The organism is Nocardioides daejeonensis, assembly GCF_003194585.1.
Lineage (GTDB): Bacteria > Actinomycetota > Actinomycetes > Propionibacteriales > Nocardioidaceae > Nocardioides > Nocardioides daejeonensis.
Map to the genome: position 1 here is coordinate 387990 of NZ_QHKZ01000004.1, position 17149 is coordinate 405138.

Annotated in this window: 11 protein-coding genes; all 11 read left to right on the plus strand. The window is 69.6% G+C overall.

The features are described 5' to 3' along the window. Window positions 1-61: 61 nt before the first annotated feature. The 11 genes from DNK54_RS13000 (at window position 62) to DNK54_RS13050 (ending at window position 17148) form a co-directional block, all read left to right on the plus strand. The gene (locus DNK54_RS13000) at window positions 62-868 is read left to right on the plus strand and encodes a TIGR03084 family metal-binding protein (protein WP_110207383.1); all 807 of its coding nucleotides are present in this window, start codon (window positions 62-64) and stop codon (window positions 866-868) included. Then, window positions 865-2598: an acyclic terpene utilization AtuA family protein gene (locus tag DNK54_RS13005; protein ID WP_110207384.1), complete on the plus strand. Its 1734-nt coding sequence runs from the start codon at window positions 865-867 to the stop codon at window positions 2596-2598. Before DNK54_RS13000 ends, DNK54_RS13005 begins: the two co-directional genes overlap by 4 nt. A 90-nt stretch (window positions 2599-2688) precedes the next feature. Then, window positions 2689-3825: an acyl-CoA dehydrogenase family protein gene (locus DNK54_RS13010; protein ID WP_110207385.1), complete on the plus strand. Its 1137-nt coding sequence runs from the start codon at window positions 2689-2691 to the stop codon at window positions 3823-3825. 36 nt (window positions 3826-3861) lie between these two features. Continuing rightward, window positions 3862-4350: an SRPBCC family protein gene (locus DNK54_RS13015; protein WP_110207525.1), complete on the plus strand. Its 489-nt coding sequence runs from the start codon at window positions 3862-3864 to the stop codon at window positions 4348-4350. Window positions 4351-4367: 17 nt separating this feature from the next. Further along, on the plus strand, window positions 4368-5927 hold the full coding sequence (locus DNK54_RS13020) for an acyl-CoA carboxylase subunit beta (RefSeq protein WP_110207526.1): 1560 nt from the start codon (window positions 4368-4370) through the stop codon (window positions 5925-5927). 88 nt (window positions 5928-6015) lie between these two features. Then, on the plus strand, window positions 6016-8055 hold the full coding sequence (locus tag DNK54_RS13025) for an acetyl/propionyl/methylcrotonyl-CoA carboxylase subunit alpha (protein WP_110207527.1): 2040 nt from the start codon (window positions 6016-6018) through the stop codon (window positions 8053-8055). After that, a complete protein-coding gene (locus DNK54_RS13030) occupies window positions 8052-9224 on the plus strand; it encodes an acyl-CoA dehydrogenase family protein (RefSeq protein WP_239460075.1) in 1173 nt (390 codons plus the stop codon). The genes DNK54_RS13025 and DNK54_RS13030 overlap by 4 nt, the downstream gene beginning before the upstream one ends. A gap of 170 nt (window positions 9225-9394) precedes the next feature. Next, a complete protein-coding gene (locus DNK54_RS13035; protein ID WP_239460076.1) occupies window positions 9395-9772 on the plus strand; it encodes an MmcQ/YjbR family DNA-binding protein in 378 nt (125 codons plus the stop codon). A 118-nt stretch (window positions 9773-9890) separates the two neighbouring features. Continuing rightward, on the plus strand, window positions 9891-10631 hold the full coding sequence (locus tag DNK54_RS13040; RefSeq protein WP_110207386.1) for a hypothetical protein: 741 nt from the start codon (window positions 9891-9893) through the stop codon (window positions 10629-10631). An 82-nt stretch (window positions 10632-10713) separates the two neighbouring features. After that, window positions 10714-15939, plus strand: coding sequence for an Ig-like domain repeat protein (locus tag DNK54_RS13045; RefSeq protein ID WP_110207387.1), 5226 nt, complete (start codon window positions 10714-10716; stop codon window positions 15937-15939). An 87-nt stretch (window positions 15940-16026) separates the two neighbouring features. Continuing rightward, complete coding sequence (locus DNK54_RS13050) at window positions 16027-17148, plus strand: MalY/PatB family protein (RefSeq protein WP_110207388.1); 1122 nt, start codon at window positions 16027-16029, stop codon at window positions 17146-17148. Window position 17149: the final 1 nt, after the last annotated feature.

Sequence of the window (17149 nt, forward strand, 5' to 3'; positions counted from 1 at the left end):
ACCACCCCATCCGAATCTCCTCCGCTCCGCATCTCCACCCAACAACCGATCGGGGACACCGATGAGCAACGACACCCTCGACGGCGTGCTCGCCGACCTCGCCGCCGAAGGCGACCGGCTGGAGCAGCTCGTCGCACCGCTCTCCGAGGAGCAGTGGCGGCAGCCGACCCCCGCCCCGGGCTGGGACATCGCCACGCAGATCGCCCACCTGGCCTGGACCGACGAGACCGCGGTGCGGGCGGCGGGACCGAAGGAGCAGTGGGACGCCCTCGTGCTCGAGGCGATCGCCGACCCGAGCGGCTTCGTGGACAACGCCGCCCTGACCGGCGGTGCGGTTCCTCCGGCGGAGCTGCTGGCGCGCTGGCAGCAGGCCCGAGCCGCGCTCCGGACGGCGCTGCGCGACCAACCCGAAGGGGTGAAGCTGCCCTGGTTCGGCCCGCCGATGTCGGCCACCTCGATGGCCACGGCGCGGTTCATGGAGACCTGGGCGCATTCGCTCGACGTGCACGAGGCGCTCGGCGCCGAGCCGGAGGTCACCGACCGGATCAAGCACGTCGCCCACATCGCGGTGCGCACCCGCAACTTCTCCTTCTCCGTCCACGAGCTCGCGCCGCCGGCCGAGGAGTTCCGGGTCGAGCTCGTCGCCCCCAGCGGCGACCTGTGGACCTGGGGTCCGCAGGATGCCGCGCAGCGGGTGACCGGGCCGGCGTACGACCTGTGCCAGCTGGCCACCCAGCGGGTCCACCGTGACGACACCGCCCTGGTGGCTGTCGGTGTCGACGCCGAGAAGTGGCTCACCATCGCGCAGTGCTTCGCCGGACCCTCCGGCGAGGGGCGCGAGGCCCGCAGCGAGAGGAGCACGTCATGACGGTGCGGATCGGCAACTGCTCAGGCTTCTACGGGGACCGGCTCTCCGCCATGCGCGAGATGCTCGAAGGGGGACAGCTCGACTACCTGACCGGCGACTACCTGGCCGAGCTGACGATGCTCATCCTCGGCAAGGACACGATGAAGGACCCGTCGCTGGGCTACGCGCGCACCTTCGTGCGGCAGGTCGAGGACAGTTTGGGCCTCGCGCTGGAGAAGGGCGTGCGCATCGTCAGCAACGCCGGCGGCCTCAACCCGGCGGGCCTCGCCGACCGGCTCCGCGAGGTGGCCACCGGCCTGGGGTTCGACGTCCCGATCGCGTACGTCGCCGGCGACGACCTGCGCGCCCAGGCAGCAGAGCTGGAGCTCGGCAACGCGCTCACTGCCAACGCCTACCTCGGGGGCTTCGGCATCGCCCGCGCCTTGGACGAGGGCGCCCAGATCGTCGTCACGGGCCGGGTCACCGACGCCTCGGTGGTGGTCGGTCCGGCGATCCACGCTCATGGCTGGACCGAGCGGGACCACGACCAGCTGGCTGGCGCGATGATCGCCGGCCACGTGATCGAATGCGGCTGTCAGGCCAGTGGCGGCAACTTCTCCGGCTTCCGTAGCCTGGCCCGCCAGGGCCTGCTGAACACGCCGATCGGCTTCCCGCTGGCCGAGGTCGCCGCGGACGGCTCCGTGGTGATCACCAAGCACGAAGGCACCGGCGGCGCGGTCACCGTCGACACCGTCACTGCCCAGCTCGTCTACGAGATCCAGACGACCCGCTATCTCGGCCCCGACGTCACCGCCGACCTCACCTCCCTCCACCTGGAGCAGGTCGGTCCCGATCGTGTCGCCATCACCGGTGTCCGCGGGGAGGCGCCGCCGGAGAGCCTGAAGGTCTGTGTCAACGAGCTCGGCGGCTGGCGCAACAGCGTCGAGTTCGTGCTGACCGGTCTGGAGACCGAGGCGAAGGCGGACTGGGTCCGCGAGCAGATGACGGCTGCCATGGCGGCCGCACCGCCGGAGACCGTCCACTGGTCGCGCACTGCGCGCCCGCACACCGACGCCGACACGGAGGAGGGCGCCAGCATCCTGCTGCGCTGCACCGTGCTCGACCCCGACGCGAAGCCGGTCGGCAAGCCCTTCACCGCAGCCGCGGTCGAGCTGGCTCTCGCCTCCTACCCCGGCTTCACGATGACCGGGCCGCCGCCGGCGCCCACGCCGTACGGCGTCTACCAACCCCACTACGTGCCGCGCTCCGCGGTCACCCACACGGTGCATCACGCCGACGGACGTAGCGAGACGATCGCCGATCCGTCGGTGCTCACCACGATCACGGTCGAGACCCCCGCCGTGCCCGTCGCCCCAGCCGAACAGGGCTTCCAGGTACGCCGCATCCCCCTCGGGACCTTCGTGCACGCCCGCTCCGGCGACAAGGGCGGCGACGCGAACCTCGGCCTGTGGGTAGCCCGCGACCAGGTCGTCGACGCGGAGCTGTGGCAGGCACGGGTGCGCTGGCTGACCGACCTGATCACCTCGGCGAAGATGCGCGAGCTCGTCCCCGAGGCCGTCGACCTCGATGTCGAGGTCTATCCGCTGCCCAACCTGGGCGGGGTCAACGTGCTGATCCGGGGCCTGCTCGGCCGCGGCGTCGCCTCCTCCACTCGCTTCGATCCGCAGGCCAAGGGTCTCGGTGAGTGGGTGCGCTCGCGGATGGTCACCGTCGACGAGGCGCTGCTGTGACCGGCGGTGTTGCGCGGTGCGCATCGAGACGCCGGCAGCGCGACGACCTCCTCATGAGTGGGTCGAGCGCGGAGACGAAGGGAACCAGGCATGTTCACTGAGGACCAGCTGACCCTGCGGGAGAGCGCAGCGGAGTTCACTCGCCGCGAGGTGATGCCGCACCTCGACGCGTGGGAGGAGGACGGCCTGCTCCCACGCGAGCTGCACAAGACCGCGGCGGCTGCGGGGATGCTCGGGGTCGGCTACCCCGAGGAGGTAGGCGGTGAAGGCGGCACGCTCCTCGACGGCTGCGCGTTGCAGGAAGGCTTCATGTCGGTCGGAGCCTCCGGCGGCCTGATGGCCTCCCTCTTCACCCACGGCATCGCACTGCCACACATGATCGCCAACGGGTCCCCCGATCTGATCGAGCGCTTCGTGCGGCCCACCCTGGCCGGGGAGAAGATCGGCTCGTTGGCGGTCACTGAGCCCGGCGGTGGATCGGACGTCGCGGGCATCACCACGCGCGCTGAGAAGGACGGCGACCACTACGTGGTCAACGGCTCGAAGACGTTCATCACCTCCGGCACCCGAGCCGACTTCGTCACCACCGCAGTGCGCACGGGTGGCCCCGGCCACGGCGGCGTCTCGCTGCTCGTCGTGGAGACCGACACACCCGGCTTCACCGTCACCCGCGGCCTGCGCAAGATGGGGTGGCACGCCTCGGACACCGCAGAGCTCTCGTACGTCGACGCGCGGGTGCCCGCGGCGAACCTGGTCGGCGAGGAGAACCATGGTTTCTACTACATCGCCGAGCAGTTCGTCGTGGAGCGGATCTTCCTGGCACTGATGGGCTACGGACACGCCTCTCGGTCGCTGGAGCTCGCGGCGGCGTACTGCAAGGAGCGGGAGACGTTCGGCAAGCCGCTGGTGGCCAACCAGGTGGTGCGCGCCAAGCTCGTCGAGATGCGTCGCCAGGTCGACGTCGCGCGGACCTACACGCTCGAGGTGGCGCGCCGACACGTCGCGGGCGAGTCGGTCATCGCCGAGGCCTGCCTCGCGAAGCAGACCGCCGTCGACACCGCGGTCGCCGTCACCGACATGGCCGTGCAGCTCTTCGGCGGCACCGGCTACATGCACGGCACCGAGGTGGAGCGGCACTACCGCGACGCCCGGCTGCTTCCCATCGGCGGTGGTGCCACCGAGGTGCTCACCGATCTCGCCGCTCGCCTGTTGGGCTACTCCTCCTGATGACCACAACGAAGGGCGTGAACTGACATGGGCCTGATGAAGCCACTGACCTCCCACGTCACGGTCTGGATCGACGCTCCCGTCGATGCCGTCTGGGATCTGGTCAGCGATGTCACCCGGATCGGCGAGTTCTCGCCGGAGACGTTCGAAGCGAAGTGGACCAAGGGCGCCAAGGGCCCCGCGGTCGGGGCGCACTTCGCCGGGCATGTGAAGCGGAACGGGGTCGGGCCGACGTACTGGTCACCGTGCCGGGTCACCGTCTGCGAGCCGGGAGAGGTCTTCGAGTTCGCCGTCGGCACCGACACCGTCGCGGTCAACAACTGGGGCTACCGGCTGAGCGCGAGGGACGGCGGAACGGAGGTCACCGAGTACTTCCGGCTGGAGCCTGCGCTGCCGTTGCGCCTCTATTGGCTGCTGCTCGGCCGATTGCGTGGCCGCACCAACGAACGCGGGATGCGCACCACCTTGGAACGGATGAAGCAGGTCCTCGAAGCGCCGGGGTCCGACGGGAAGGAAGAGCAGTGAGCGACAACCGTACGGCGATGCTCGAGAAGCTCGCCGACCTCGCCACCGAGCAGGAGAAGGCGGTGAACGCGGGCGGGAAGTACATCGCCCGCCACAAGGAGCGCGGCAAGCTCACCGCCCGGGAACGGATCGAGCTGCTGGTCGACGAGGGCTCGGCGTTCCTGGAGCTGATGCCGCTGGCCGGATGGGGGAGCGACTTCCCGGTCGGCGCCAGCATCGTCACCGGCATCGGGGTGGTCGAGGGCGTCGAGTGCATGATCGTCGCGAACGACCCGACGGTGAAGGGCGGTGCGCTCAACCCCTGGTCGGTGAAGAAGTCGTTCCGGGCCGCCGAGATCGCCGAGCGCAACGGCCTGCCGACGGTCAACCTCACCGAGTCCGGTGGCGCCGACCTGCCCACGCAGAAGGAGATCTTCATCCCCGGCGGCCGTGGCTTCCGGGATCTCACCCGCTCCAGCGCCCGCAAGGTGCCGACCGTGTCGGTGGTCTTCGGCAACTCCACCGCGGGCGGCGCCTACGTGCCGGGCATGAGCGACTACGTGATCATGGTCAAGGAGCGCGCGAAGGTCTTCCTGGCCGGCCCGCCGCTGGTCAAGATGGCCACCGGTGAGGAGACCGACGACGAGTCGTTGGGCGGCGCCGAGATGCACTCCCGGATCTCCGGCTCCTCCGACTTCCTCGCGGTTGACGAGCACGACGCCATCCGGCTCGCCCGGCGCGTGGTGGCCCGGCTGAACTGGCGCAAGGAGGGCGACACCTCGGTGGCTTCAGGGTCGTCGTACGCCGAGCCGGATCTCGATCCGGAGGACTTGCTCGACCTGATCCCGACCGACCTCAAGGAGCCGTTCGACCCGCGCGAGGCCATCCTGCGCATCGTCGACGGCAGTGGACCGGGCAACGAAGTCGCCTTCGACGAGTTCAAGCCGCTCTACGGCACGGCGCTGTGTGTCGGATGGGCACGGCTGCACGGCAACCCGATCGGCATCCTCGCCAATGCCCGCGGCGTGTTGATGAGCGAGGAGGCCCAGAAGGCCGCGCAGTTCATCCAACTGGCCAACCAGAAGGACACGCCGCTGCTCTTCTTGCACAACACCACCGGCTACATGGTCGGCAAGGAGTACGAGCAGGGCGGCATCATCAAGCACGGCGCCCAGATGATCAACGCCGTCTCGAACTCCCAGGTGCCGCACCTGACGGTGATCATGGGGGCGTCGTACGGCGCGGGCAACTACGGCATGAACGGCCGCGCCTACGACCCGCGGTTCCTCTTCACCTGGCCGTCGGCGAAGTCGTCGGTCATGGGGCCTGCGCAGCTGGCCGGCGTGCTCGAGATCGTGGCACGGGAGTCTGCGGAGAAGAAGGGCCAGGTCTTCGACGCCGAGGGGTTCAAGGCGATCAAGGAGATGGTCGAGACCCAGATCGAGGAGCAGTCGCTGCCGTACGTGCTCTCCGGGATGGTCTACGACGACGGCGTGATCGACCCGCGCGACACCCGCACCGTGCTCGGCATCTGCCTGTCGGTGATCAACAACCAGCGGATCGAGGGCGCCATGAACTTCGGCGTCTTCCGGCTCTGAGCTGCCTCGCGTCGATGGACGAGCCCTTCGACAAGCTCAGGAACCACCTGCCGAGACCCCGCATCCACGAGTGAAGGACACCCTCCCGATGATCACCAAGATTCTGGTCGCGAACCGGGGCGAGATCGCCCGTCGCGTCTTCCGTACTGCGCGGCGACTGGGCATCGCCACGGTGGCGGTCCACTCCGACGCCGATGCCCGCATGCCGTTCGTCGGCGACGCCGACGAGGCGGTGCATCTGCCGGGGAACACGCCGGGCGAAACCTATCTGCGTGCGGACCTCATCCTGGAGGCGGCGCGGCGTACTGGCGCGGATGCGATCCACCCCGGCTACGGATTCCTGAGCGAGAACGCCGACTTCGCGCGCGCCGTCGTCGACGCCGGGTTGACCTGGATCGGTCCGGCGCCCGCGTCGATCGAGTCGATGGGCTCGAAGATCGAGTCAAAGAAGCTGATGGAAGCTGCCGGCGTACCAGTCCTGGAGAGTTTCACCGCCGAGCAGGCGACCGACCCCTCGGTGGTCGAGCTTGTCGAGACCCCTCTGCTGGTCAAGGCTTCAGCAGGTGGCGGCGGCCGCGGCATGCGGATCGTCCGCTCGATGGCGCACCTGCCCGAGGAGATCGCGCGGGCGGCCAGCGAGGCCGAGTCGGCATTCGGCGACGGCACGGTCTTCGTCGAGCCCTATGTCGAGAGCGGTCGCCACGTCGAGGTGCAGGTGCTCGGCACCTCCGAGGGCACGGTGGTGTTCGGCGAGCGGGACTGCTCCGTCCAGCGTCGGCACCAGAAGGTGATCGAAGAGGCGCCTGCTCCGGGTCTGCCCGACGACACCCGCGCGGCGCTTCACGCGGCGGCGAAGGCAGCCGCCGAGGCGATCGACTACCGCGGCGCGGGGACGGTCGAGTTCCTCTACGACCAGGCGACGGACCGGTTCTACTTCCTGGAGATGAACACCCGACTCCAGGTGGAGCACCCCGTCACCGAGGCCGTCTTTGGCGTCGACCTGGTCGAGCTGCAGATCGCGGTTGCCGAGGGCCGATCGGTCCCCACTGCGGTGGCCGAGCCGAACGGTCACGCGATCGAGGTGCGGCTCTATGCAGAGGACCCGGCGCGGGACTATCAGCCGCAGAACGGCCGGATCACCGGGTTTGACTTCCCCGGCGTGGTCTCGACCTTCGAGGGTCCCAGCGGCTACGGGCTCCGCCTCGACTCGGGTGTCGGCGCGGGTGACGAGATCGGCACGTTCTATGACGCGATGATCGCCAAGGTGATCGTGCACGCGGGCACCCGGGAGCAGGCGCTGCGCCAGTTGCGCGGTGCGTTGCAGCGCGCCCGGATCCACGGCCTGCGGACCAACCGCGACTTGCTGATCGAGTTGCTCGCCGCTCCTGAGGTGGTGGACGGCACGATGTCGACCACCTATCTCGACGAAGCCGAGCTGGCTTCACTCGAGAGTGACTTCATCGGCGGCCTGAACGGCGGCCTCGCCACCCAAGCGCAGGCGTTCCTGGCCGCGGCGGTCGGCTGGACCGAGGAGGTGGCGTCGCGGCGCGGCGTACAGACGCGGATCCCGAACGGGTGGCGCAACGTGCTCGCCGACCATCAGCACACCAGGTTTGACGTCGACGGCACCGAGATCGACGTGGCCTGGGTCAGTGAACGCGGCGGCTACCGCAAGGTGCGCAACTACGACGACGATGTCGATGACGTCGTCACCCGTGAGGTCACGCGCACCGAGCAGGGTTGGCGCGTCGTCGTGGCGCACGAAGGCATCAGCCGCGCGTTCGACGTGACGATCAACGGCGAGCGGGTTGACGTCGACGGGCCGAACGGGCACCTGGCCCTGCGCAAGGTGCCGCGCTTCGTCGACCCGGCCAGCCAGGTCGCCGAGGGCTCGTTGCTGGCACCCATGCCGGGGACGGTGGTCGGGGTGCACGCGGCGGTCGGCGACAACGTCACCGAAGGCCAGACCCTCCTGGTGATGGAGGCGATGAAGATGCAGCACACCATCGCGGCGCCGTACGCCGGTGTGGTGAGTGAGCTTGCGGCCAGCGAGGGCCAGCAGGTGGAGGCGGGTGCGGTCCTGGCCGTGGTCGCCGCCGACATGGAGTTGGAGGACGAAGGGGCATGAGCGTGACCACGATGTTCAGCGAGCCGGAGGAGCGCGTCGCGCTGCGTGAGGCGGTGCGCAAGCTGGCCGGCAAGTACGGGCACGAGTTCGTCGCCAAGCAGGCAGCCAGCGGCGGCAAGATGACCGAGATGTGGCTGGAGATGGGGCGCAACGGCTTCCTCGGAGTCAACATCCCCGAGGAGTACGGCGGTGGTGGCGGTGGCATGGCCGACCTGGCGGCGGTGCTGGAGGAGGCGGGCGCATCGGGTGCGCCACTGTTGATGATGGTGGTCTCGCCGGCGATCTGCGGCTCGATCATCACTCGGTGCGGGACCGAGGAGCAGAAGAAGCGGTGGCTGCCCGGCATCGCCGACGGCTCGTTGCTGATGGCCTTCGGCATCACCGAGGCCGACGCCGGCTCCAACTCCCACCAGATCACCACGACCGCCACGAAGGACGGCGACGAGTGGGTGCTGAACGGGCAGAAGACCTTCATCTCCGGCGTCGACGAGGCGCAGTCGATCCTCATCGTCTCGCGCACCGCCGACGAGAAGACCGGCAAGCTGAAGCCCGCCCTCTTCGTGGTGCCTACCGACGTGGAGGGGCTGACCAAGCAGGTCATCCCGATGGCCTGGCAGGCGCCGGAGAAGCAGTTCACCCTCTTCCTCGACAACGTGCGCGTCCCTGCCGATGCGCTGGTGGGCGACGAGGACGGCGGCCTGTGGCAGCTCTTCGCCGGTCTCAACCCCGAGCGGATCATGGGCGGTGCGCTCTCGTGCGGCATGGCGCAGTACGCCCTCGACAAGGCGGTCGAGTACGCCAAGGTCCGGTCGGTCTGGAAGGAGCAGCCGATCGGCGCCCACCAGGGGATCGCGCACCCGCTCGCCAAGGTCAAGATCGAGCTCGAGCAGGCCCGGCTGCTGTGGCAGAAGGCCGCGGCCCTCTACGACGCAGGCGACGACATGGCCGCCGGTGAGTACGCGAACATGGCCAAGTACGCCGGAGGCGAGGTCTCCTGCAACGCCACCGACGTCGCCGTCCACACGCACGGCGGCAACGGCCTCACGGTGGAGTACGGCCTGGCCAACATGCTGGTCGCGGCTCGCCTCGGCCGGATCGCGCCCGTCTCGCGGGAGATGATCCTGAACTTCGTTGCCATGCACTCCCTGGGGCTTCCCAAGTCCTACTGACCAGCGAACCCGCGCGGCAGCGCGCAGCGGCCCTCCGGCGTACGTCGTCGGGGGGCCGCTGCGCGTGGACGACATGCGAGAAGTGACGTTTCAACGCTCTGAACTTGGCTTCTCAACCTGCTGGAGGTGGCGTTTCGACGGGTGTCGGGGGGTGCTGGCAGGCTGGGAGAGTGGCGAAGAAGGTGCGGGCGGTGGTGCCGGAGTGGATGGTCGATCGCATCCGTGGCGTCGTGGCGACGCTGCCCCGTGCCGTCGAGGAGGACGCGTGGGTCGGCGTACGGTGGCGGGTCGGTGGAGCCACGTTCGCGCACATCTTCGGTGGTGAGGACCAGCTGCTCCGGATCACCCTGCGCGGTGAGGCCGACGAGGTGGCTGCCTTCCAGCACCTCGGCCCGCGCTACTTCAAGACCGAGTGGGGCGGCAACGTGATCGGCATGGTGCTCGACGACGAGACCGACTGGACCGAGGTCGCCGAGCTGGTCACCGACTCCTACTGCCTGCGCGCGCCCGCCCACCTCGCCGACGCGGTGGTGCGCCCGACGCGCTGACCCCTGCGGCCGCAGCCGTACGTCGCCCAGACAGGTTTGCTGCCTGTTCACGACCCGGTCGCCGCGGTCTCACCTCTGCGGTCCTGCGGAGTAACGGGGGCTCTACAAGGTCGGGTGCGTGACGTCCGCGTCGGGCGTCGTGACCCTTCGACGTCAGGTCGCTGTGCCTCCCTTGACCCTGCTCCGCCGCGCCGCCACCCTCGTGGTGCTGGTGGTCTGCGCCGTGCTCCTGCACGGCGGGCACCCCGCTGCGGCGCATCCCTTCGGAGCCCCCCAGCAGATGGCCGTCGATCTGGAGCCAGGGGAGGACGCCGTCGTCCGGGTGCGCTGGCGGGTGGGTGGCACCGACGACCTCACTCTGCTCGGCATCGCGTTGGGGCTGCTGCCCGAGGACCGGGTCATGGTGGATGGCGCCGTCTTCTTCGAGGAGGCCGACGCGACCACGCTGGCGGCGAGTCCGGAGTTCGCCGACTATCTGCTGCGCACCATCACCGTCAGCACGGCAGACGGCGTGTGCACCGGTCGCCTGCACGAGGCGAGCGAGCTCGCCACCCGAGGGCTCACGCTGCTCTTCGACTGCCCCGGCGTCGCCACCGAGCCGACGGTCGCGGGAGCGATGCTCGTCGACCTGCATCCCCAGTACCGCACCATGGCCAGCGGCCCCGACGGTCAACGGGCCGTCTACAGCAACGAGAACCCGCGCCACACCTGGACATTGCGGCCGGGAGCAGCCGCCGAGACCGGTGGACTCGGCGACGCCGAGCGGACGTCCGTCTGGCGGCTCGGCGCCCTGGTCGGCGGCGCCGCAGTGGGCGGCCTGGCCGTCTGGCGCCGGAGGGCTCGCCGTGCGGGCAGTTGATCTCCCGTCTCCCCGGTGACGGGCGAGGTTCCGGTCCGACCGGGACCGTCTTGACGCAGCAGTTCGACCTACAAGGAGAGAGATGTCGCACGCCCTTCTGAGGCGCCGACGACCAGCCCTGGTCATCGGCTCCTCGATCGCCGCCCTGCTCCTCAGCGGGGCCTTCACGGCACCCATCGGTGCCGCCCCGGGAGCTGCCGCTCCCGATGCCGTCGGCGGGCTGCCCGCCGACGGCGAGCAGGGTGGGGACCCCACCCTCAGCCTCACCGGCGGGGAGACCCTGGAAGGCGAGGTCACGCTCAGCGCCGATCCGACCTTCGAGGGTGACTCCGTGGAGGCCCTCACCCTCCGCAACGCGCAGGGCGACGTGGTCTCGACCTTCACCGCCGGCGACGGAGCCCGCGCCACCAAGGGGACGTCGTACCTCGACTTCGACATGGGCGGCAACGGTACGGAGGCGGTCTTCGGGAACTACATCACCGTCAACGGCCACGGCGAGCCCGACGCGGAGAAGGGCAAGCGGGTCTACTTCCCGACCATCCCCGGCGGCGAGCTCGGCACGCTGGCGTTCCCGACCGAGTGGCTGGTCGAGGGTGACAACACCGTCACGATCCACGCCGACGGCGCTCCCGCCTACTACGGGAAGAAGAGCGACCGGCCGAAGGTGCCGGAGGCGAACTGGAACCAGAACCCCAACGGTGAGGGATTCTGGTGTGTCAACAAGGACGACTTCAACGTCTCCAGCCTGAGCGTCAGCACGCTCGGCGTCGTCGTCGACGGCGAGCACAACAACTTCAGCTACACCCTCTCCGACGGCATCTGCGGTGACGGTGGCACCGGTATCGACACCGTCGAGCTCACCTTCCTGGCCACCGCCGAGCCCGGCCTGACCCGCGGGCTCGCCGTAGACCTGGACACGCGCACCTTGACCAACGGCGGGTACACCCTGGTCGCCCGGACCGCGTCCGGCCACACCAAGCAGGCCGGCTTCGAGGTCAACAACGCACCTGCCGGTGCCGCGCGGCTGCGCCCGGCCGACGGCACCGTGGTGCACGGGCCGCAGCCGCTGACAGCGGCCCTGCCGGCCGGCACCTCCGGCGTGGTCTCCTCGCTGACCATCGACGGCGAGCCGGCGCGGAACGCGGAGACGCTCGCCGCTGGCAGCTCCACCTTCAGCTTCACGGTCGCCGCCGGCAACTCGATCGAGGCGCGCTACCACAACCAGCTGCTGGTCAACGGGCGCCCGATCAGCATCGGCGGCGACTACGGCGTCGCGGGCGACGAGGCCATCTCGATCAGGGTGCCCAACCGCTACCTGGTGGCCGGGCGCAACGAGATCGCCGTCGTCACCGGCGACTACAACGGCACCGCGAGCTGCGCCAACCGTGACGACTTCAAGGTGTTCGCGGACTCGGTGCTGCTCACCACCTCGACCGGCACGGTGACGGCCGTCGACGACGTCACCAGCAGCGGCGTCGTGAAGACAGGCACCGTGGGCGGGCGCACGACGTACAACCTGGGTGACGGCAGCTGTGGCGACCCGGCGACCAACATGGTCGACGCCCTCTTCGCCTTCGACATCGCCGGTGCCGAGACGACCCGTACCATCGAGACCGCAGCCTCGGGCGACGCCCACCTGCGGATGCGTGTGGGCGGCAACGGCACCGACCCCGGCTACGGCAACCAGGTGCTCGTCAACGGGATCCCGGTCGAGTTCGGTGTCTGGAAGCAGCAGGTCGCCGACCTCGCCTTCCCCAACGAGTACCTCGTGCCCGGTGTCAACGTCATCGAGATCGTCGCGGGCCACAACAACGGCGCCGCCAACGGCAGCTGCGACAACTACGACGACTTCCTGATCAGCAACGTGGAGCTCGAGCCCGTCGAGGGCGAGGTCACTCCGCTGACCAGGTTCGTCGCCGGCACCACGGTCACCATCGGGAGCTCCAGCTACCAGCCGGGGGACCCGATCACGCTCTACTTCGGTGACGGCACCTGCGGCTCCAGCCACAACAACACCCTCCACGCCGAGCTCCGCTTCGATCTGACGGCCGCGGGTGGTACGTCGCTGCCCGCCTCCGGTGTCCGGGCCGACGTCGACAGCACCACACTGTCGGACGGTGCGCACACCGTCGCGGCCACGGTCACCGCCAACGGTGACGACAAGGTCGCGACCCGCCGCTTCACCGTCGACAACACTGCACCGGTGGTCGAGTCCAGCGTGCCTGCTGCGGGGCAGCGGATCACCTCCACCGTGGTACTCGCCGTGCAGATGCAGGACGCCTCCGGCGTCGCCTCGACGTCGATCACGCTCGACGGCGAGCCGATCGAGAACGGCGCGCAGATCGGCCACGGGCTCCCCGCCGGCCAGCACACCCTGAAGCTCGACACGGTCGACTCCCTGGGCAACCGGGCGACCCGCACCGTGGAGTTCAGCTCGGCCAGCATTCCCGAGGTGCCGACCGACCTCACGTCGACTCCCGACGGCGACCAGGCGGTGCTCTCCAGCCTCGTCAACGGCGAGTCCGGCGTCGACCTCAAGACGACCTTCACCCGGGCCGACATCCTGCTGCCCACGCAGGGCTACCAGGGCAAGGCCGATTCGGTCCCGACCCAGCTCGACGTCGCTGGCGACCCGGTCACGAAGCTCAGGTCGCTGCAGCCGTTCGACCAGCGCACCATCGACACCGCCTCCGCCAAGGGCGTCGTCTTCCAGCGCTACGACATCGAGATCGGCGAGGCCGACGAGAAGCCGGTGCTCCGTTGGGAGGGCGTCATCGACCCGACCCGTACGGCGTCGCTGCGGGTCTGGAACCTGCGCTCGGAGACGTGGGAGGTGCTCACCTCCGGGCGTGGCTCCGAGACGGCGGCGACGGTGCTGAGCGCACCGGTCCGGGCGGCGTACCTCGACAAAGGCGTGGTGCACGTGATGGTCGTCGGTGAGGACCCCTTCGCCGACGACCTGTCGCCGCGCGACGCCTCGGCCAAGGACGACAAGGACTCCTTCGAGGACCCGGCCGACTACGACTTCGCGTTCTCGCACTTCACCGACACCCAGTACCTTGCGGAGGGTGCCGCCGGCGGCACCTACGACGACTGGGACGGCGTGGCTGAGGAGTCGGACGTCATGCAGGCCGACGAGCAGGCGATCTGGGCAGCGGCCTACAACGCCACGACGCAGTGGATCGCGGACAACGCCGAGGACCGCAAGATCGTCTACAACGCCCACACCGGTGACGTGATCGAGAACGACTACTACAACCCGGACGCGGTCGACGGCAGCGGCAACCTGCTCCGACCCGGCCTCGCGGAGCAGGTCGAGCGCGAGTTCGACGTCACCTCCCAGTTCCACCGGGTCATGGACGAGGCGCCCCTGGTCAACCAGGTGATCGCCGGCAACCACGACAACCAGCTGGGCAACGAGACCGGCCCGGAGTCGCGCTTCAGCAAGACCTTCAGCGCCGATCGCTACTACGCGGCCGCGCAGAACTGGCCGGCCGGCGCCTCCTTCCACACCTGGGACGAGGAGACGGCTCCTGACGGAAGCGTGACCCGGCCGGGACGGGACAGCCAGAACAACTACGTGCTGTTCTCGGCCGGTGGCCTCGACTTCGTCGCGGTCGGCCTCTCCTACGGCGTCACGAAGGAGGAGGTCGCCTGGGCGGACTCGATCTTCAAGCGCTACAAGGACCGCAACGGGATCCTGCTCAGCCACGACTACCTGAAGCCGTCGACGGCTCCGGATGCACGTGGCGCCGGCTTCTCGGCGCCCGACGGTGCCTTCCTCTACAAGAACGTGGTGGAGAAGAACGCCAACGTGTTCCTGGTGCTGGCCGGTCACGAGCATGGCGTCGGCACGAACGTGCGTGCCAACGTGGCGGGCGGCGTGAGCGTGCACCACAACGTGGTGGAGCTCCTGGCGGACTACCAGTTCTACACGGTGCCGGCCGGGCAGCTCTTCCCCGACAAGGTGGACGGTGACGGCAACATCGACCTCAACGGTGACGGCCGGATCGACCATGTGGCCACGGAGCGTCTGCAGTTCGGCGCCAGCTTCATGCGGATGCTGCAGTTCGACGTGGAGGAGTCGACGGTCAGCGTCGACACCTACTCGCCGTACTTCAAGGAGTTCGGGGCCACCGAGTACGACATCCGGCCCGCCGGCGGCCAGACCAAGCCCCGTTACAACGGTGCTGAGGACAACATGGTGCTGCCGATCGACCTGAGCACCCGCAAGACCTCCTTCCAGACCGATTCGCTGGCGGTCTACCTGCCGACCGAGACGATCGGCGAGCAGACCGTGCAGGCTGGCGAGCGAGCCGAGGTCGTGTGGGCAGGCCTGACGCCAGGCACGTCGTACGGCTGGCTGGTCACCTCCGCGACGCCGGACGGCGGCGTGGCGACCTCCGAGCCGGCCGTGCTGCGGACCGGACAGTCGGCAGCGACGGTCACTGCCGACCCGGTGCGGGTCGCCTACGGCCAGGAGGCCGTCGTGAAGGTAGCGGTCGCAGCGCCGGGGATGACCGTCAACGACGGTGAGGTGCGGGTCCGGTCCGAGGGCGGTCTCGTCGGTCGGGCTCCGGTCACCGGAGGCATCGCCGAAGTGGAGATCGCGGCTGGGCTGCAGCCCGGCGACCACGCGCTCAGCCTCGAGTTCACCGGCAGCGAGGTTGCTCAGGACGCGACGGGTACGACGACCCTGACGGTCGAGCGCGGCGGGGCCCTGCTCACCGCGGAGGCGCCCACCGTCGAGCAGGGCACGCCGGCGAAGGTGTCGGTGCGTGTCGATGCGGCGGGGCTGCCCACCGACGGCACGGTCACGGTCAGCAAGGGAGACCGTGAGCTCGGCAAGGCGACCCTCACCGACGATGTCGCCACCGTCGGGCTGCCCGCCGACCTCGCGGCCGGCGTACACACCCTCACGGTCGACTTCAGTGGCAACGACCAGGTCGACGCCGTCAGCACGACGGTCGACCTGCTCGTCACCGAGGCCTCGGAGCCGGAGCCGCCCTCGGCGGTCGCCGGCAAGGTCTCGGCCAAGCCGTCGAAGAAGAAGGTGGTCAAGAAGAAGGCCTTCAAGATCGCGGTGCAGGTCAAGGCGAAGGGCGCCACGCCGACGGGCCCGGTCCAGATCGTGCGCAACGGCAAGGTCGTCGCGCGCGGCACGCTCAACCTCTCGGGCAAGGTGACGCTGAAGGTGCTCGCGAAGGGCCGGGTCGGCAAACGCACCTGGACCGTGCGCTACCTGGGTGACGCGCACGTGCGCGCGACCAGCGGCAAGGTCACGGTGAAGATCGTGAAGCGTCGCTGACCTCTGCGCCTCTCAGATGTCCTGCCCTCCGGCTGCTCGGGCCGCCGGAGGGCAGGACGTTGTGGACGGGCGGGCCATGATGGGCCCATGCGGATCCTCGGTGACGACCTCGCCCACCTGCGTGCCACGCGCAGCAGCGTGAAGTGGCGGCTCTTCGAGCCCGACGTGCTGCCGGTCTGGGTCGCCGAGATGGACGCCCAGCCGTGCGCGCCCGTCGTCGAGGCGGTGACGCGGGCGATCAGCAACGGGGACACCGGCTACGGCTGGGCGCCGCCCTTCCAGGAGGCTTTCGCCGACTTCGCGGCACGGCGCTGGGGCTGGGCCGTCGAGCCCAAGACCCTGGGCCTGGTCCCTGACGTGATGGGCGGCATCGCTGAGATCCTGCACCTGCTCCCCGGTGACGCAGTCGTGGTCAGCCCGCCGTGCTACGAGAGCTTCTTCGGGTTCGTCGAGTCGGTGCGCAAACGCGCGGTCCTGGCTCCGCTCGACAGTGCCCACCGTCTGGACCCGGACGCGTTGGAAGGCGCCTTCGCCGACGCCGGGGCAGGCGCCGCCTATCTGCTGTGCAACCCGCAGAATCCCACCGGCACCGTGCACACGCCCGCAGAGCTGGCGATGCTCGCGCGGTTGGCGGACCGGTACGACGTGCAGGTGATCAGCGACGAGATCCATGCACCGCTGACCCATCCCGGGGTCACGTTCACCCCGTACCTCCAAGTGCCCGAGGCGACGCGCGGTCTTGCGGTGGTCTCGGCGTCGAAGGCGTGGAACCTGGCCGGGTTGAAGTCGGCGCTCACCGTTGCCGGTCCCGAATGCCGGGTGCTCGACGAGATGCACGAGGTGGTCACCCACGGCGCCAATCACCTGGCCGTGATCGCCCAGACCGCCGCCTACGTCGAGGGCGAGGACTGGCTCGAGCAGGTGCACGGCGAGCTCGCCGACAACCGGCGCCTCCTGCAGGCTCTCTTGAGTGAAGCACTCCCGCAGGTGCGGATAGCGCCGGCAGAGGCGACGTACCTCTCGTGGCTGGACTGCACCGATCTGGGGCTGGCGGACCCGACCGCCACCTTCCTCGAGCGGGGCCGGGTCGCGCTGGCCGACGGCTGGCGCTACGACCCCGAGCGCGGCCGCCAGTGGGCCCGGTTCAACCACGCCACCTCGCCCGAGGTGCTGGCCGAGGCCGTACGCCGCATGGCCGCCTCGCTCTGAT

What these genes read in the sequence shown, in the direction of transcription:
- DNK54_RS13010 (WP_110207385.1), top strand. Translation starts at nt 2,689, where the DNA reads ATGTTCACTGAGGACCAGCTGACCCTGCGGGAGAGCGCAGCGGAGTTC.
- DNK54_RS13015 (WP_110207525.1), top strand. Translation starts at nt 3,862, where the DNA reads ATGAAGCCACTGACCTCCCACGTCACGGTCTGGATCGACGCTCCCGTC.
- DNK54_RS13030 (WP_239460075.1), top strand. Translation starts at nt 8,052, where the DNA reads ATGAGCGTGACCACGATGTTCAGCGAGCCGGAGGAGCGCGTCGCGCTG.
- DNK54_RS13025 (WP_110207527.1), top strand. Translation starts at nt 6,016, where the DNA reads ATGATCACCAAGATTCTGGTCGCGAACCGGGGCGAGATCGCCCGTCGC.
- DNK54_RS13045 (WP_110207387.1), top strand. Translation starts at nt 10,714, where the DNA reads ATGTCGCACGCCCTTCTGAGGCGCCGACGACCAGCCCTGGTCATCGGC.
- DNK54_RS13020 (WP_110207526.1), top strand. Translation starts at nt 4,368, where the DNA reads ATGCTCGAGAAGCTCGCCGACCTCGCCACCGAGCAGGAGAAGGCGGTG.
- DNK54_RS13000 (WP_110207383.1), top strand. Translation starts at nt 62, where the DNA reads ATGAGCAACGACACCCTCGACGGCGTGCTCGCCGACCTCGCCGCCGAA.
- DNK54_RS13005 (WP_110207384.1), top strand. Translation starts at nt 865, where the DNA reads ATGACGGTGCGGATCGGCAACTGCTCAGGCTTCTACGGGGACCGGCTC.
- DNK54_RS13050 (WP_110207388.1), top strand. Translation starts at nt 16,027, where the DNA reads ATGCGGATCCTCGGTGACGACCTCGCCCACCTGCGTGCCACGCGCAGC.